The organism is Streptomyces sp. NPDC001828 (assembly GCF_042892175.1).
Taxonomy (GTDB): domain Bacteria; phylum Actinomycetota; class Actinomycetes; order Streptomycetales; family Streptomycetaceae; genus Streptomyces.
Genome location: NZ_JBIATV010000002.1, coordinates 780244 through 797794, shown reverse-complemented (window position 1 = coordinate 797794; position 17551 = coordinate 780244). Strand labels below are relative to the sequence as shown.

15 protein-coding genes are annotated in these 17551 nt (G+C 67.0%); 8 read left to right on the top strand and 7 right to left on the bottom strand.

The window, feature by feature from the left end:
* Positions 1-135 precede the first annotated feature (135 nt).
* The 3 genes from ACFYZA_RS10570 (at position 136) to ACFYZA_RS10560 (ending at position 3348) form a co-directional block, all read left to right on the top strand.
* A complete protein-coding gene (locus ACFYZA_RS10570; protein WP_388489172.1) occupies positions 136-513 on the top strand; it encodes an aminotransferase class V-fold PLP-dependent enzyme in 378 nt (125 codons plus the stop codon).
* A 315-nt stretch (positions 514-828) separates the two neighbouring features.
* Positions 829-1605 carry a serine/threonine protein kinase gene (locus ACFYZA_RS10565; protein ID WP_388489170.1) on the top strand — a complete coding sequence of 259 codons (777 nt, stop codon included), beginning with the start codon at positions 829-831 and terminating at the stop codon, positions 1603-1605.
* Positions 1606-1620: 15 nt separating this feature from the next.
* Positions 1621-3348: a DUF262 domain-containing protein gene (locus ACFYZA_RS10560; RefSeq protein ID WP_388489167.1), complete on the top strand. Its 1728-nt coding sequence runs from the start codon at positions 1621-1623 to the stop codon at positions 3346-3348.
* A 1177-nt stretch (positions 3349-4525) separates the two neighbouring features.
* On the opposite strand, the gene ACFYZA_RS10555 is transcribed toward ACFYZA_RS10560, so the two are convergent.
* The 4 genes from ACFYZA_RS10555 to ACFYZA_RS10540 form a co-directional block, all read right to left on the bottom strand.
* Positions 4526-4768 carry a hypothetical protein gene (locus ACFYZA_RS10555; protein ID WP_388489164.1) on the bottom strand — a complete coding sequence of 81 codons (243 nt, stop codon included), beginning with the start codon at positions 4766-4768 and terminating at the stop codon, positions 4526-4528.
* A gap of 47 nt (positions 4769-4815) precedes the next feature.
* Positions 4816-5334, bottom strand: coding sequence for a ParB N-terminal domain-containing protein (locus tag ACFYZA_RS10550; protein WP_388489161.1), 519 nt, complete (start codon positions 5332-5334; stop codon positions 4816-4818).
* 402 nt (positions 5335-5736) lie between these two features.
* A complete protein-coding gene (locus tag ACFYZA_RS10545) occupies positions 5737-6129 on the bottom strand; it encodes a hypothetical protein (RefSeq protein WP_388489158.1) in 393 nt (130 codons plus the stop codon).
* 449 nt (positions 6130-6578) lie between these two features.
* A complete protein-coding gene (locus ACFYZA_RS10540; RefSeq protein ID WP_382600025.1) occupies positions 6579-7940 on the bottom strand; it encodes a glutamine synthetase family protein in 1362 nt (453 codons plus the stop codon).
* A 261-nt stretch (positions 7941-8201) separates the two neighbouring features.
* On the opposite strand from ACFYZA_RS10540, the gene ACFYZA_RS10535 reads away from it, so the two are divergent.
* The 5 genes from ACFYZA_RS10535 (at position 8202) to ACFYZA_RS10515 (ending at position 14136) form a co-directional block, all read left to right on the top strand.
* Positions 8202-10178 carry an amino acid transporter gene (locus ACFYZA_RS10535; protein WP_388489155.1) on the top strand — a complete coding sequence of 659 codons (1977 nt, stop codon included), beginning with the start codon at positions 8202-8204 and terminating at the stop codon, positions 10176-10178.
* Positions 10179-10334: 156 nt separating this feature from the next.
* Complete coding sequence (locus ACFYZA_RS10530; RefSeq protein WP_388489152.1) at positions 10335-10655, top strand: hypothetical protein; 321 nt, start codon at positions 10335-10337, stop codon at positions 10653-10655.
* Between the two features lie 69 nt (positions 10656-10724).
* Positions 10725-11402 (top strand): DUF3105 domain-containing protein, encoded by a 678-nt coding sequence (locus ACFYZA_RS10525; RefSeq protein WP_382600031.1) that lies wholly within the window; start codon positions 10725-10727, stop codon positions 11400-11402.
* Between the two features lie 41 nt (positions 11403-11443).
* Positions 11444-12040, top strand: coding sequence for a DUF305 domain-containing protein (locus ACFYZA_RS10520; RefSeq protein ID WP_388489436.1), 597 nt, complete (start codon positions 11444-11446; stop codon positions 12038-12040).
* A gap of 176 nt (positions 12041-12216) precedes the next feature.
* The gene (locus ACFYZA_RS10515) at positions 12217-14136 is read left to right on the top strand and encodes a protease pro-enzyme activation domain-containing protein (protein WP_388489149.1); all 1920 of its coding nucleotides are present in this window, start codon (positions 12217-12219) and stop codon (positions 14134-14136) included.
* A 269-nt stretch (positions 14137-14405) separates the two neighbouring features.
* On the opposite strand, the gene ACFYZA_RS10510 is transcribed toward ACFYZA_RS10515, so the two are convergent.
* From ACFYZA_RS10510 to ACFYZA_RS10500, 3 genes are read right to left on the bottom strand one after another with little or no spacing between them, the layout of a single operon-like run.
* The gene (locus ACFYZA_RS10510; protein WP_388489433.1) at positions 14406-15233 is read right to left on the bottom strand and encodes an alpha/beta fold hydrolase; all 828 of its coding nucleotides are present in this window, start codon (positions 15231-15233) and stop codon (positions 14406-14408) included.
* A complete protein-coding gene (locus ACFYZA_RS10505; RefSeq protein ID WP_382597873.1) occupies positions 15224-15916 on the bottom strand; it encodes a DUF998 domain-containing protein in 693 nt (230 codons plus the stop codon). The genes ACFYZA_RS10510 and ACFYZA_RS10505 overlap by 10 nt, the downstream gene beginning before the upstream one ends.
* Before the next feature lie 13 nt (positions 15917-15929).
* Entirely contained in the window at positions 15930-17384 is a 1455-nt protein-coding gene (locus ACFYZA_RS10500) for an APC family permease (RefSeq protein ID WP_382597875.1), read from the bottom strand.
* Between the last annotated feature and the right edge of the window lie 167 nt (positions 17385-17551).

The window sequence follows — 17551 nt, the reverse complement described above, 5'->3', positions numbered from 1 at the left end:
GTTCACGAGGGCGAGGGGGAGGAAGAGTTCCCATCGGGGACCCGTGACCGATGGAGGTAGGGGGCGCGTCATGATCCACGTGCCTCATGCTAACGCTTGGACCCTGTAAGAATTCCTACCGTCACCTGTCGGCGAATGAAACACGCATGGCACAGGGGTGCTGGGGGACGAGCACGACGACGGACGGCGACCGCACGGCGGCAATCGACACGGAACGGGTCCGCGAGGACTCTCTCCATCCTGGCCCGGACTTTGGACAGCGGGGCGTGCCTCGTCTATCTGGATTCGGCCGCCACCACAGATAAGCAGCTCCAAGTTCTGCACGCGAAGAGGGACTTCTACCTGAACCTCAACGCGGCCGTGCACCGGGGCTCCCATCAGTTCTCGTCGAGGCGACCGACCTGTACGAGGGCTCTCGGCACACGAGACGCCCCCACCCCCACGATCCTGTCGAAGCGGGCCGCCCCGGACGTCGACAGGTTGCGGGCAGCGCTGGACCGGCGCGCTGCGTAGGCCTTATGAGGCCGGCCGCTTTTCTAGTCGTGGAACACCCCGGAGCCGAATGTTCCGCCAGGTGTCGAGGCCCTGACCGCCACATCACGGCGTCGCAGACCTTCCGCAGTCCGGAGACTACCGGCCAGCAAAGCGGTGCACAGACTTCAAGATCGCCATCGCCGTCGTACCGCGCCCTCTCAAGTCTCCGTGACCTGCCACCTCTTGAGTGTTGGCACGAACCGGCTCTGATCTTTGGCCAGTGGAGGCGCCACGCCTTCCCGACCGTAGGTCGATCGAGGCTAGACTTCTGCGACCTACGGGCGAGAGGCTGGGATGGCACCGCAATACAGGAAGCTCGCACGCATCGCCGTTGGCGGGCAGGCCGTAGTCCATCGCGGCATGAACGTGGACACAGGACAGGAAGTCGCACTCAAGTACTTGAGTCCAGCAGGGAACAAGAAGACCAGCATAAATGAGGCCGAACAGGAACGAACCAGATTCCTGCGAGAGGTCCGCGAGCAGAGCCGCCTGAACCACGTCAACATTATGCCGATCCTCGGATCTTCGGGGCGCCCAAGACCCTGGTACGCCATGCCGCTCGCAAAAGCCTCCCTGCAGGACTTCCTGCAGTCCGACAGGAAGAGCATCGAATGGGCGCTGCACGTAGTCCATAAAATCCTCGATGGCATGGAGTATGCCCACGGAGAGGGCGTGATTCACCGCGACTTGAAGCCCAACAACATCCTCTTGGTAGAAGACGAGTGGGTAGTCTCCGACTTCGGATTCTGCAGGAACATCAACTCCGAGAGCCTTAGGATCACGCAGGCTGAAAGACTTGTAGGAACGCTGCTTTACGCCGCTCCAGAGCAATACGATGACGCGCACATCGTGGGCCCAACAGCGGACATCTATTCAATTGGCAAGATACTAGTACACTGCTTCACTTGGAGCACGCCGCCACCAGGCGGTAACCGACTCAGTGAAATACCTCTGGAATTCAAGCAGACTGTAATCAGGTGTGTAGCCGAGGAGCCCGGCGATCGATTTCAAAGCGTCGACGAGGTTCGGCGCTCACTCTTTTCCGCACTTAACCAAACAAGGAAAGGCTAGGGCACAATGTCGTCCATGTTCAAAGAAGACCCCGTGTTCAAAGCCCTACCCGAGTCAACGGGCTCCCTTGTCGTCGCAATCAAGAAAGGCGTAATCGCTCTACCAGACTTTCAGCGCAGCTTCGTTTGGGAGCCCAAGCGTACCGTCGAACTACTCAAGTCTATTATTTCTCGATACCCCGCAGGCACCTTGCTCACGTGGGCACAAAATGATCAATTGAGTTTCGGTTATAGATACTTTGATGGAGTAGCAGAATCGGACCATCGACCGAACCGTCTTGTGCTCGATGGCCAACAGCGCCTCACTTCCATCTATCAGGCACTAACCGGGACCGGCGACCACAAATTCTTTATTCGCGTCTGGCCTTTCATCGATCGAGAAGCGGGAACTCTGCGGTCACTCGACGAGGTTGAGTTGGACGATGCGATCTTCGCGCATGACTCCCGATCGCGTTCACGATTTAATCCGAATGACGAGCAGTGGCAAATCAGCAATGCTACCTTCCCGGTGTCAGAGTACGATCGACTTCGGCCATGGTTCAAAAAACTATCGAGAGCCGTGGAATCGGATCGGGACGCTTCGGATGAGCTGGAAGAGCTCCTCAACCAGTTCCGCGACAGCTACCTGCAGCCACTCGAGTCTTACGCCTTCCCCGTTGTTGACCTGCCCGCCAGTACGCCACTAGTAGCAGTCTGCAACATCTTTGAAACTCTGAACAGAACCGGCAAAGAGCTCACGCCATTTGACCTCCTCACGGCAAAATTCTACCCTCAGGGCGTGCATATGCGCGACCTATGGGAGGCGGCGTTGAGTCGCTATCCGTTGATCAGCGAGTTCGGGATCGACGCATACAGCCTTCTCCAAACAATCTCACTCCGGGCACACGGGACTGCGCAACGGGCAGACGTGCTGAATAAGCTGAGCTCTCAGCACATCCTCACCCACTGGGACGCTGCGGTTTCTGGAATGTCTGACACTCTTGACTACCTCAAGAGCCAGTGCGGCGTTGTATCGAGTTCGTGGCTGCCTTATAGCATGATCCTGGTACCCATGGCTGCCGTATTCTCGGAGATCGCCGACCTGCGCTCCAAAGCCAAAATGGAAGCCATAGAGAAAATGGGCCACTTCTACTGGTGTTCCGTCTTCTCCGAGAACTACGATCAAGGCGCCAATAGTCAAGCCGGTGCAGATTACCGCACGCTCAAGGATTGGCTATTCTCCGAGGACTCGAAGCGTCTTCCCGAGGCAGTTGGAAACTTCAACCTCGTGGATTACGATCTCTTGTTGGCCCGCGCGAATCGCAAGGCCCTATTTCGCGGCGTCATGACACTATTGATCCGATCAGGAGCTAAGGATTTCTCCTCCGCTCAGGCGATTTCGAGTATCGGATCGACGAATCTCGGCCACATTCGAGCATTTCCGAAGGATACAATTCCGGGATCTGCTCTCGAAGACGGCGAGCTCCGGGACCCGGATCTTATTTTGAATAGAGTTCTGGTAGACAAAGAGACTCGCCGCGTAGTGCGAGATCGCCACTTGGCGGATTATGTCGAGGGCCAGGAATCCGCATCGCAAAAGAAATTTGCCGAGGTCGTAGAGTCCCACCTCATCGAATCCAGTGCGGAGGGGGGCTTGATACAGCGCTCCTACGAGGCATTTCTGAGGGAACGACTGAACCTTCTTATCGACCTCATCGAAGAGGTCACAGGACGTTCAATCGTGTACGAAGCCGAGCGATTCTAGAAGCACTGCACTCGCCAGCTCGGGCACAGAGCCATTAGTGAGGGGCCACCCAGTCAACGACCTGGTGGCTCCCTTGATATGTGGCGATGCCAAACCTACGCAGACCGCCCGCCCCGCTACGGCACCGGCAGAGTTCTTCCGCAGCTCGCAGGCGGTCACCTCGGAGCGACACTCCTCTCACTCCTGCTTCTCGTTTCGCAGAAAACGGTGAGCCGTTCCGGCGGCCTCTACGTATGTCAGGTGCGGGACCGCTGAACAGCAAAAGCAGAGGCGCTGATGGTCGTTGCCAGGCGCTCTTTGACGGACCGCAGACGGCCCCTAGTTCGGGCTTTCACCTTGACCAACTCAGAAACGGACGGTACGGGCGGTGAGGTGCAACCCTCACCGCTCGCGCCGCCGTCCCTCAGCAACCTGGTGCCTGATGCTGTGCTGTCGGGAACACCACTCGCCCCAGTCCCGATATCGACGACCGCTGAGCGCTCTGGCATCTCCGCCCCCGAGAGGGCTGACCAGGCAGCAAAGACCAGTTGGGTCAGGCCCGGTGTGGATTGCGCATGGACGGCACCTCGGGAGCGGCTGTGTGCGAGGTTTCGCGGCTGCCAGTCGCCGGACATGTGCCGCCGGCGACTATTCAACGGCGGTGCTGCTGCCACCTGCAGGGCTGATCCAACGCGAGGCCGTACACAGTTCGGCCCATCTCCTCGGCCGACAACTGTTCGTCAGCGAGCGCTTCGGGGGGGGCAGCAGCGGCCAGCGGATCACAAGCACCCGCCCCAAGTTCGGGCGGCACCGTGTTGGCCAAGTGGTGACTCTCGCCCACTGGCAGGTCCCTCAGGCGGTGCTAGGTCTCCAGGGTCTGTCCTAAATAGCAAAGGCCTGCGCACCGGCGGCGAACACCCCGTAGGGGACAGGCGCTGTCAGAGCGGGGCAGTATCCATGCGCCTCAGGAAGAGCTCCAACTCGGTGAGCGAACCCAGAGCGGCCGCTCCCGCCACCGTGCAAGGAGCACGGGATCGCCCGTCAGGGTCGTCAGCGATGCTCGCCGACCGCGGTAGGCATGGTCGTACGTCTGATCATCCACACAGCGCAACGTAGACCTTGGTCATGACAGCGATCAGGAACGGATCTCAAGATCGTTCGTGGTCAGTGAGACACACTGGACTGATGCGCGTCAGGGTCAGACCCCGATGCGGTTCTCCTTGCGTCTACCCTTGTCCCACTCAGTGACGATCAGCGTGTAGCAAGTGCTGATCCGAGAGCCAGTACCACTGTGGCGCGTTCCGCCAGCCGACGCGAGGGCTGTGATGTTGGCCCTCCATCGGAAGGCGGGATCCTTCTTTCCGATCTTCTCGGAGAGCGCCCTGTCGTCGATGTCGTCCCCATGCTTGCCGATGAACATGCCGATGCCGCCGAGCAGCATGCCGTCCCAGGTCTCCTTGGTTCGCCCCCAGGCGTCCTCGGCAACCCTCAACGTTCGCTCGAGTGTCTCGGGACCATAGAGGTCGGTGATCCGAAGGACGCCGGCCACAGCGCCAACCATGTTCGTCCCCGTGGAACCCATCGCAAGGTTCCGCTTTCGCAGGCGGACTCCGTGTCGACGAATAGAGGGATTCCCGCCGTCAACCCGATCTTGTATTCGTCAAGTGGCGTCGGCTTGCTCGACTCGCGGTTCTTGATCAGGAAGAGGATCGCCTCTTCCTGCTGATCCAACCCATGGTGGACCTCAGCCACAATCTCCGGAATACCGGTGAGCTTGCAGACGTGCCACCGGTGCATGCCGTCGACAATATAATGATCGCCGTTGGTGCGTTGGGAGACAACGATGGCGCCAAGCGCCTCAGGCACCAGGTTGTTGGCCATGCTTCGCGCCCGGGGCTCGTTCAGTACCCGCTGCGCCTTCTCGTCAATCTTGAGGTCTTCGACGGGGATGCAGACACCGTGCTCCACCCGGTGCTCCGGCAGTTCGTACGCGTACTTCTTAGGCATGCCTCTCCCCATCTTGCATCGCGCTCAGGAGTGTTGGCGGGGTGCCAGATATGGGATGCGATGCAAGATCCAGAGGTACATGACCTCGCCGACTATTCCGATCAGAAGACGAGTACGAGCCAATCTCTGACCTGATTCCCACCGGAACCGCAGCGCGGTACGGTCGCCCTGACCCGACAACCGGCGCCTAGGGGTGCCTCCCGGCGGAAGCCAAAGCGCTGGGCTAAGCGGCAGCCCACTGGGTGGCCATACGTGTGGCGCACCATCGACGCCCTGAGTAGTCCTCACCGGACTCCGGCAGATAGCCGGCCCAGTCGCGTGCCGGATCGACCTGGGAACCACGGGGAATCGCGGACAAGCAAGCGTCGGCACCACTGCCCAGTTAGAACGCTCCCCCGCAGGTCAGACTCCTAACTTGCCGTGGGTCAAAGGTGCTTCCCACGCTGCGAGTCTCCTGCCATAGCTTCGTTGCAGAGCCTTCCGCGCCTCGTCGATCAAAGCTGCCCGAGTATGGCGGGCGGCTCGCCAAACACCGACGTACTCACGGGAGTCCGTCGTGTGGCCGGCAACCACCGCGTCATGAAAGTCGACCATGGAGAGAGTGGCGCGGCCGGCCTTGTCGACGAGCGTCCGATGCGCCACCAATTCCAGTTGCTGTCGCGCTGCGTAGACACCATGTTCACCAATCGCGATGTGTCCCTTGCCGACATCTTCAAAGGAGGGATCTGCCAGAGAGAACGCTTCCTTGGCTGCCGAAAGGGTCGTGAGGTACTCCGTGAAGGCAGCACGCAGCACGTCACGGTCCCGCTCCGAACGAGCGTGGCGAGTACCCCAAGCGCCGTGCCCACAGCTGTCGCTACAAAAGTCGACCACTGCATGCGTCCCCCTGAAGTCCTCTGCAATTGGCTGCACTTCACATGCAGCAGTACAGCAGTGAAGTCGCAACCAAAGCAGCCGTTAGGAACTTGTAGGTCTTCCGTTGGATCTTGATGCGGCCAATATGATCGCTGGTGACCGACCTACATAGAGTTACGGATCAAGAGGCGTTGAAGCCGCAGGCCCTACAGAAGTCAGGAGGCGTCGGGGCTGCCAGCACTGCCGGACGGCCGTCGCCCGCTCTTGGCTCAGCACCAGTTCCGACGTCGCACGGCCCTCAGACGGCCCAGGGCCAGCCACACACCAGGGGGCCGACGGTCAACCACCGTCGGCCCCCTGGTTTCTGACGACGCGTAACCCGGGCCGCCCTACAGCACCGGCAGGTTCTTCCGCAGTTCGAACGCGGTGACCTCGCTGCGGTACTCCTCCCACTCCTGCTTCTTGTTGCGCAGGAAGAAGTCGAAGACGTGCTCGCCCAGCGTCTCCGCGACCAGTTCGCTGCGTTCCATCAGGGCGATCGCCTCGCCGAGGTTCTGCGGGAGGGGCTCGATGCCCATCGCGCGGCGCTCGGCGTCGGTGAGGGCCCAGACGTCGTCGTCGGCGCCTTCGGGCAGTTCGTAGCCCTCCTCGATGCCCTTGAGGCCGGACGCCAGCAGGAGGGCGTAGGCGAGGTAGGGGTTGCAGCCCGAGTCGAGGGAGCGGACCTCCACGCGGGCGGAGCCGGTCTTGCCGGGCTTGTACATGGGGACGCGGATGAGGGCCGAGCGGTTGTTGTGGCCCCAGCAGATGTACGAGGGGGCCTCGCCGCCCGCGCCGGCCGTGCGCTCCGAGCCGCCCCAGATGCGCTTGTAGGAGTTGACCCACTGGTTGGTGACCGCGGCGATCTCGGCGGCGTGCTTCAGGAGGCCCGCGATGAAGGAGCGGCCCACCTTGGAGAGCTGGTACTCGGCGCCCGACTCGTAGAACGCGTTGCGGTCGCCCTCGAAGAGGGAGAGGTGGGTGTGCATGCCCGAACCGGGGTACTCCGAGAACGGCTTCGGCATGAACGTGGCCTGGACGCCCTGCTCCAGGGCGACCTGCTTCATGACCAGACGGAACGTCATGATGTTGTCGGCGGTGGAGAGCGCGTCCGCGTACCGCAGGTCGATCTCCTGCTGGCCCGGCGCACCCTCGTGGTGGCTGAACTCGACGGAGATGCCCATGGATTCGAGCATCGTGATCGCCTGGCGGCGGAAGTCCATGCCCACGTTCTGCGGGGTGTGGTCGAAGTAGCCCGAGTTGTCGGCCGGGACGGGGCGGGTGCCGTCCAGCGGCTTGTCCTTGAGGAGGAAGAACTCGATCTCGGGGTGGGTGTAGAAGGTGAACCCGAGGTCGGAGGTCTTGGCCAGGATGCGCTTGAGGACGAAGCGGGGGTCCGCGAAGGACGGGGAGCCGTCGGGCATCCGGATGTCGCAGAACATCCGGGCGGTGCCGGGGGCCTCCGCGCGCCAGGGCAGGATCTGGAAGGTGGACGGGTCCGGACGGGCGATCATGTCGGACTCGTAGACCCGGGCGAAGCCCTCGATGGCCGAGCCGTCGAAGCCGATGCCCTCGTCGAAGGCCTGCTCCAGCTCGGCCGGGGCGACCGCCACCGACTTCAGGAAGCCCAGCACATCGGTGAACCACAGGCGCACGAACCGGATGTCGCGCTCCTCGAGAGTCCGGAGCACGAACTCCTGCTGCTTGTCCATAGCCACATCCTTGCAGTTCAGACGGCCTGTGCACCGCTCCCCCGGCGGAGCCGGGGACGGCGGGGGAATCCTCAGTATCGAGGCGCGGGATTACCTCCACATTACGCACCCGGTATGACCTGCGGCACGTCCCCTCCCCGCGGGTGCCCCTGCGGGCTCCCGGTATGACGATGTGGTGGATACTCGCTCCTCGTTGCCCGCCGGGCGGCCGTACACAAGCACTCGGCGAACCCCCGCCAGAACGACTCAGGAGAACGTCGCATGACCGGCACCCAGGTGGATCCTCCGGATACCGCCGTCGTACCGCTGGGCCGGCGCCGCTGGCGCGGCTGGCTGCTCGACGGGCTGAGCGAGCGCTCGGCCCGCCATCCCGGACCGCACGGCACCCCGCCGGCCGAGCACAAGGGCCATCGCTGGTGGCGGGTCATGTGCCTGACGGGTGTCGACTACTTCTCCACGCTCGGCTACCAGCCCGGCATCGCGGCGCTCGCCGCCGGGCTGCTCTCGCCGCTGGCCACCCTGGTCCTGATCGCCCTGACGCTCGGCGGGGCGCTGCCGGTGTACCGGCGGGTCGCGAAGGAGTCGCCGAACGGCGAGGGCTCGATCGCCATGCTGGAGCGGCTGCTGCCCTGGTGGGCGGGGAAGATCTTCGTCCTGGTGCTGCTGGGCTTCGCCGCCACGGACTTCATGATCACGATCACCCTTTCGGCCGCTGACGCCTCCGCGCACGTCGTGGAGAACCCGTTCGCCCCCGGCTTCCTGCACGGCTCCAACCTCTGGATCACGCTCGCGCTCGTCGCGCTGCTCGGCGCGGTCTTCCTCAAGGGGTTCAAGGAGGCCATCGGGATCGCGGTGGCGCTCGTCGGCGTCTATCTGGTGCTGAACCTGGTGGTGCTCGCGACCGCCGTCTGGAAGATAGCCACCGAGCCGGTCGTCATCGGCGACTGGTGGGACGCGATGACCGCCGCGCACTCCTCGCCGCTCGCGATGATCGGCGTCTCGCTGCTCGTCTTCCCCAAGCTCGCGCTCGGCATGTCCGGGTTCGAGACGGGCGTGGCGGTCATGCCGCAGATCCAGGGCGACGCCTCGGACACGTACGACAAGCCGGCCGGCCGCATCCGGGACACCCGCAAGCTCCTGACCACGGCCGCGCTCATCATGAGCGGGTTCCTGCTGGTCTCCAGCCTGGCGACGACCATTCTGATCCCGGAATCCGAGTTCAAGCCCGGCGGCGGCGCCAACGGCCGCGCCCTCGCCTATCTCGCCCACCAGCACCTGGGCGAGGGCTTCGGGACGGTGTACGACATCTCGACCATCGCCATCCTCTGGTTCGCCGGGGCCTCGGCGACCGCGGGCCTGCTCAACCTCGTACCGCGCTATCTGCCGCGCTACGGCATGGCTCCCGAGTGGACGCGTGCGGTGCGGCCGCTGGTGCTGATCTTCATGGCGATCGCCTTCTTCATCACCTGGTGGTTCGACGCGAACGTGGACGCGCAGAGCGGCGCCTACGCCACCGGGGTCCTGGTCCTGATGCTGTCGGCCTCGTTCGCCTCGACGGTCGCGGTGCACCGGCGCGGGCGGCGGGCCGCGGCGGCCGGCTTCGGGGTGGTCACCGCCGTCTTCGCGTACACGCTGGTCACCAATGTGATCGAGCGGCCGGACGGCATCAAGATCGCGATGCTGTTCATCGTGGGCATCGTCGTGTCGTCGTTCGCCTCGCGGGTGCACCGCGCCTTCGAACTGCGGGCGACGGCCGTGACGTTCGACGCGTGCGCCGCCCGGTTCGTGGACGAGGCCGCGCGCGGCGGCCCGCTGCGGATCATCGCCAACGAGCCGCAGGAGCACTCGCGGCGGGAGTACCGCGCCAAGGAGTACAGCCAGCGCGAGGAGACCCACATCCCGGACGGGCGGCCGGTGCTGTTCCTGGAGGTCTTCATCCAGAACTCCTCCGACTTCACCACCGAACTCACCGTCCAGGGCGACGAGAAGCACGGGGTGCGCAGGCTGCGGGTCGAGGGCGCGGTCGTGCCCAACACCATCGCGGCCGTGATGATGGAACTGCGCGACCGCACCGGCGAGGTGCCGCACGCGTACTTCAACTGGACCGAGGGCCATCCGCTGAGCCATCTGCTGCGCTTCCTGGTGTTCGGCGACGGCGAGGTCGCGCCCGTCACCCGCGAGGTGCTGCGCCGGGCCGAACCGGACCTGGCCCGCAGGCCCCGGGTACACGTGGGCTGAGCCCAGGGCACGGGCCGAGCCCCGCCGGCCCCGGCCGCACACGGGCCGAGCCCGCTGTTTTCGGCCGGTACCCGACCCGGCCTGCCGCGAGCCGCACTCCCTCCCCTACGATCTGCGCCCATGGGGGGAGTGCGGCTCACACGCATCACGCGTCCCGTGGCGCTGCTCAGTGCCATGGCGACGCTGCTCGCCGCGCTCTTCATCTGCCTCGCGGCGGGCGGCGAGCACCCGGCCCGCCCCCACGGCCCGCCCACGAGCGGCGCCGCCCCGTACGTCTGCCCCTACGACCGGGGCGACTGCGGGCTGTTCCCGCACGACGTCCCGGCCGTGCTCACCGCGCCGCCCCAGGACGCCCCCGCCCCTGCCGCGGTCCAGGACGTCCACCCCGTATCGCTGCGCGCCGGGGCCGCGTCCGTATGGCCGGGGGCCCGGCCGCGCGCGCCGGATCTGCACGTCCTTCAGGTGCTGCGGACTTAGGGGGACCCGCGGCCGGAGCCCGGCCGCCCCGCCCCCAACTCCCCCTCAGCAGAAGGACGTCAGACACCCATGACCATCAACGAAGACCCCACCGCCGCCCGCAGAGCCCGGATGGAGGAGCTGCGCCGCGCCGAGCAGGCCCGGCAGCGGCGCGGCCGGCTCGTGGTGATCGCCTCGGTCACCGCCGGCGTGCTCGCGGTCGCGGGCCTGGTCGGCTTCGGCGTGTACGAGTTCGGCAAGTCGGACGGCGGCGGCAGTTCGGCCGACGCCAAGGCTCAGGGCAGCAGTGACCCCAACGCGTCGATCGCGGGCGAGAAGGACTGGGACGCCAAGAAGCTGACCCGCAACCACGTGACGACGAAGGTGAACTACCCGATGAAGCCGCCGGTGGGCGGCGACCACGACCAGGTGTGGATGAACTGCGGCGGCAACGTCTACCCGAAGCAGGTCCCGGACATGAACGCCGTGCACTCCCTGGAACATGGCGCGGTGTGGGTGACGTACACCGACAAGGCGTCCGCCGCCGACGTGAAGAAGCTCGCCGACAAGGTGTCTAAAACGCCGTACTCGCTGATGAGCCCGTACAAGGACCAGGCCGGGGCCATCATGCTGAGCGCCTGGGGCAAGCAGGTCACGGTGGACGGGGCGGACGACCCCCGGGTGAACCAGTTCTTCACCAAGTACGTCCAGGGCCCGCAGACGCCCGAGCCCGGCGCCGCGTGCACGGGCGGGCTGGACGCCCAGTGATCCGCAGGTACTGGGGCCCGGCCGCCGCCCTCGCGCTCCTGATGGTGTTCGCGGCGGCCGCGGTGCTCGTCTCCTCCGGCGGCGACGGCTCGACCGCCGAGGCCAAGTCCCGTACGCCGACGGCCACTTCGGCGGACGCGGGGTTCGCGCGCGACATGTCGACGCATCACCAGCAGGCGGTGGAGATGTCGTTCATCGTGCGCGACCGCACCTCGGACGAGGAGGTGCGCCGCCTCGCGTACGACATCGCCAACACCCAGGCCAACCAGCGCGGCATGATGCTCGGCTGGCTCGATCTGTGGGGGCTGCCGAAGAACGAGGCGTCCCAGCTGCCGATGGCGTGGATGGGCATGGGCATGGAGCCGGGCGCCGACGGCGCGCTGATGCCGGGCATGGCCACCAACAACGAGCTCGACCGGTTGCGAAAGCTCAGCGGCAAGGACGCCGAGGTGCTCTACCTCCAGCTGATGACCGAGCACCACAAGGGCGGCATCCACATGGCCGAGGGCTGTGTGCGGCGCTGCGCGGTGGGCCCGGAGAAGCAGCTGGCGCAGGGCATGGTCGACTCCCAGCAGTCCGAAATCGACCTGATGGCGCAAATGCTGAAGAAAAGGGGCGCCGCCCCGCGCGCCAACTGAGCACCGGTAAACGCTCTTTGGCCTTTCTTGGTGATCACATGCCCCCCGCATGAACCGTTCCTGACAAGAGTGACGCATTACATGCACGCATCAGACAGTGCATGTACAGCAGGCGAAGACCTCACGCAGGGGGTTACATGAGAACCAGCCGCGCCAGGCGGCGCGCCGGTGTGAGCATGGCAGCGACACTGCCACTGCTCGCCGGCGCGCTCGCCCTCGGCATACCGTCCGCCCAGGCGGCCGACCCGGTCCCGAGCGGACGGGCGGCCCTCGCGGGCACCCAGCCCGTCTGGGCCACCGGCTCCGCCGACCAGGGCGCCACGGCCGCATCCACGAAGGTCAACGCCCGGGTGTACCTCGCCGGGCGGGACGCGAAGGGCCTGGACGCGTACGCCGCGGCCGTGTCCGACCCGCAGTCGGCCTCGTACGGCAAGTACCTCAGCGCCGCTCAGGCGCAGCAGCGCTTCGGCGCGACCCAGGAGCAGATCGACGCGGTCACCCAGTGGCTGAAGTCGTCCGGACTGACCATCACGGGCTCCAACCAGCACTACATCTCGGTATCCGGTGACGCGGCCGCGGCGCAGAAGGCGTTCGCCACGCAGCTGCACAACTACCGCAAGGCGGGCCGGACTTACCACGCCCCGTCCAAGAACGCCTCCGCGCCGAACGCGCTCGTGGGCGCCGTTCTGACGGTGACGGGCCTGGACAACGCGCCGCACCAGTCGACGCACCAGGACACCCTTCCGGGTCCCGGCGCCGGCTTCCGCAACGCGGGCCCGTTCTCCACGTACTACGGCTCGAACGTCGCCAAGACGCTGCCGGACGCGTACGGCACGAAGATCCCGTACGCCGTGCACGGTTACACCGGCCAGCAGCTGCGGGCGGCGTACGGCGCGGGCAAGTACACCGGCAAGGGCGTGACGGTGGCGATCACCGACGCGTACGCCTCGCCGACCATGGCGTCGGACGCCGAGAAGTACGCCAAGCGCAACGGTGACAAGCCCTACAAGACGGGCCAGTACACCGAGGTGCTTCCGGCGGACTACAACAGCACGGAGGCGTGTGGCGCGTCCGGCTGGTACGGCGAGGAGTCCCTCGACGTCGAGGCCGTGCACGCGGTCGCCCCGGACGCGAACATCGTGTACGTGGGCGGCGCGTCCTGCAACGACCCGGATCTGCTCGACGCCCTCAACAAGGTCGTCGACCGGCACCTGGCCGACATCGTCTCCAACTCGTGGGGCGACATCGAGGCCAACGAGACGCCGGACGCCGCGGCCGCGTACGACCAGACGTTCAAGCTGGGCGCGATCGAGGGCATCGGCTTCTACTTCTCCTCGGGCGACGACGGCGACCAGGCCGCCGCGTCCGGCAAGAAGCAGGTCGACACCCCGGCCAACTCGGCGTGGGTGACGGCGGTCGGCGGCACCTCGCTCGCGGTCGGCAAGAACGACAAGTACCAGTTCGAGACCGGCTGGGGCACCGAGAAGGCGACCCTGTCCGCCGACGGCAAGAGCTGGGTGAACTTCCCGGGCGCCTTCACCAGTGGCGCGGGCGGCGGCACCAGCTCCACCGTGAAGCAGCCGTTCTACCAGCGCGGCGTCGTGCCGGACTCGCTGGCGAAGGCGAACGGCGCGACCCGGATGCGTACGGTTCCGGACATCGCGGCCGTGGCCGACCCCAACACCGGGTTCCTGGTGGGCCAGACGCAGACCTGGCCCGACAAGTCGGTGAGCTACGACGAGTACCGCATCGGCGGCACCTCGCTGGCCGCGCCGGTCACCGCGGGCATCCAGGCGCTGGCCCAGCAGGCCAAGCGCTCCCCGATCGGGTTCGCGAACCCGTCGATCTACGAGCGCTTCGACTCGCGGCTCTACCACGACGTGACGGACCACCCGCTGGGTGCGTCCCGTGACCTCGCGGTCGCCCGGGTCGACTTCGCCAACAGTGTGGACGCGTCCGCGGGGCTTCTGACCTCGGTGCGGACGCTCGGCAAGGACAGCTCGCTCGCGGCGACGCGCGGCTACGACGACGTGACGGGTGTGGGTTCGCCCGCCCCCGGCTACGTCGCCTCGTACGCCAACCCGTTCCGCCGCTGACCCCTTCCGGGGTTCCGCCCCGCCCTTCGGCCACGTACCGGCCGGGGGGCGGGGCGGTTTGCTTCTCCCCCACCCCGCCCCTTCCCGAGACCCTCCGGGGGCTGAAAGACCCTGGGGGCTCCGCCCCAGACCCCGTTCGCGCCTGAACGGCGCTCGTCCTCAAACGCCGGACGGGCTGAAGATGCCCATGCCGGACCACCTACAGGGGCGCGAGGAACTGCGCGAACGGCCCCTACGGTCCGCAGACGACGAACCCTCCCCCGGAGGGTCTAGGGAAGGGGCGGGGTGGGGGAGATCGCCCCCGCCACCACCCCCGGCGCATCCAGCATCACCAAGTGCCCCGCCCCAGAAGCCAGTTGGAAGCGCGCGCCCAGCGCGGACGCGAGGGCCCGCTGGCGGGCCGTCCAGGCGGGGCCGCCCGCACCGCCCGCCAGCACCGTCACCGGTACGGCTGGAAGCCCCAACTCACGCCGCAGGCAACGGAGTTCCGCCGCCACCGCCCCGTACGTGGCGTTCTCCAGGACCATCCCCCGCAACACCCGCGACGTGCGGTAGCACGACCGCACCAGATCCCGGGGCGCCGGATCCGCGCCCCCCGTGCGGGAGGCGCGGACGGTCGCCCGGCGCAGCGCGGGGCCGAGCGCGGCCGGCACTCCCGCGCGGCAGAGCGCGGCCGCGGCCGCCCGCGCGAGGGCGAGCCGGAGGGCCGGGGCGGCCGGGGGCCGGGCGTGCTCCTCGACGCTGGAGTCGACCAGGACGAGCCCCGCCGTACGGTCCGGGTACAGCCTCGCGAAGGCCTCCGCGTGGAACCCGGCGATGGAGTGGCCGACCACGGTGGCCGGACCGGCGACGCCCAGCGCGTCGAGGAGCCCGGCGATCCGGCCCGCCTCCCCCGCCGCGCTCGGCGGCACCGGCGCGGGCCCGGACAGACCGTGCCCGGGCCGGTCGAACCGTACGACCGTGCGGTGCGCGGCAAGCGACGGCACCACCGGGTCCCAGTCGAACCAGCTCATGCCCAGGCCCGCGCTGAGCACCACCACCGGACCCGTCCCCTCCACCACCACGTGGTGCGCGACCCCGCCCACGTTCAGGAACATCCGCACGCCCGCTCCTCCCGCGCCACGCTCCATGCGAGCACCCCAAGCCAGACCGCCACGAGCAGCACCTGGAGGCGCTGGCCCGCGCCCAGGGCCCAGGTGCCCCGGCCCGCCTGGAAGGCGGCGACCGAGGTCAACGTCCAGACGGTGGCGGCCAGTTCGAGGACCACGAGCGCCGGGCCGAGCCGGGCACCGAGCGGCGGCCACCAGCCGTAGCGGCGGGCCGCGACGGTCAGGGCGACGACTCCCACCAGCGCCCCCACCATCGCGAGGCTGCTGCTGACCGCGTGCGCGGTGTGCGTCGCGGGAACCAGGCCCGCCGTCTCGCGGGCCGCGCACACCGGGTCGGCGGTGGGGGCGCAGCTCAGCGGGAGCCGGGAGTCGAGGGCCGTGGCGGCGCCGAACAGCGCGAGCCCCGACCACCCGGCGAGCGACCAGCGGCGCCGGTCGCAGCGCGTCAGCGCGCACACGGCCGCCGCGAGCACGAGGAGCCCCGCCGTCAGGTCGGTCGCGCGGAAGAGGCCGCCGAGCGGCTGGTCGGCGGCGGCGAGTTCACTCACGTACGCCTGGATCGGGTCGAGGCCGGTCTGGAGGAGGAGCTCTAGCACCCACGCCGTGTACGCCAGCGCGCCGAGGGCGAGCAGGACGGCGACGGGCCGGGTTCGCACACCACTGCGGGACATAGTGGGGCCAATGCTACGGGGGTGACAGCGGCTGCTGGTGGTCCGGATGCACCCAGCCCGGCTTGCGGAACTTCAGGAAGGCGAGCGGCGCGAGCAGCCCGAGTACGAGCAGTCCGCCGCCGACGATGAGCAGATACCGCCACAGCGGCTGGTTGCCGAACTGGTCCGGCGGCACGAACCCGATGCACAGCGCGGCCACCGACGCCACGAACCCGATGCCCGCGACCCACGCCACGGCGGGCACCCGGAAGCCGCGCTCCACCTCGGGACGGGTCCTGCGCAGCCGGACCACCGCGACGAACATCAGCAGGTAGGCGATCAGGTAGATCTGCACGGTGATGACGGAGAACATCCAGTAGGCGCTCGACACATCGCCGCTGAAGGCGTAGAGGATGCCGATCAGGGTGGTGATGACGCCCTGCGTGACCATGATGTTCTGCGGGGTGCCGTACTTGTTCAACCGCTGGAGGAACGGCGGCAGATAGCCCTCCTGGCGCGAGAGCAGCACCAGGCCCTTGGCCGGTCCCGCGAGCCAGGTCAGCATGCCGCCGAGCGCGGCCGCCACCAGCATCACGCCGACCACCCGGGTCATCCAGCCGATGTGGAAGTGGTCGAAGAAGGCCTGGAAGGCCTGCATCAGACCGGCCGTGAGGCTCAGTTCCCTGGACGGCATCACCCAGGAGATGGCCAGGGCCGGAAGGATGAAGATCAGCAGGACCAGGCCGGTCGCCAGGAACATCGACCGCGGGTACTCGCGCCTGGGGTGGCGCAGCGAGGACACGTGGACGCCGTTCATCTCCATGCCGGCGTACGACAGGAAGTTGTTGACGATCAGGACGAGGCTGGCGAGCCCGGTCCACGGCGGCAGCCAGTGCGAGGCGCTCATGGGCGCCGCCGAGGGGTTGCCCTGGCCGAGGAAGACGAAGCCGAGGACGACCAGGACCACGCCGGGGACGAGCGTGCCGATGACGAGCCCGAGGGAGCTGAGCCCGGCGACGGTCCTGGTGCCGCGCGAGGAGATCCACACCCCGGTCCAGTAGATGACGACGATGACGATGGCGACGTAGAGCCCGTTCTCGGCCAGCCTCGGGTTGATGACGTACGCGAAGGTCGAGGCGACGTAGGCGAGCAGGCTCGGGTAGTACGCGATCGTCATGGCGAACTGGCACCACACGGCGAGGAAGCCGAGCGGCTTGCCGAGCGCCTCGCTCACCCAGCGGTAGATGCCGCCGGTCCAGCCGGAGGCGAGTTCCGCGCCGACCAGGGCGGTCGGGAGCAGGAAGACGATGGCGGGCAGGAGGTAGAGGAAGATCGCGGCCAGGCCGTAGATGGCCATGGAGGGCGAGGGGCGCAGGCTCGCGACGGATGCCGTCGTCATCAGGCCGAGGGTCACCCAGGAGACCAGCTGGCGGCCGCTCCCCCCTTCGTCCGCGACGAGCTCTTCATCGGAGGCGTCCGTGGTCGTCATGCGCCCATGATCGGTTCGACGGCCGCGTCCCGCATGTCGGCTGCCGCCGGTTCGACGAGAACGCGCCACGCGGATCCCGCACGTCGGCCCCGGCCGGTTCGAGATAACGCGTCGCGCGGGTTCCGCGTGCCGGCCGGGCCCGGTTCCGTAAGGAACGCGCCACCTCG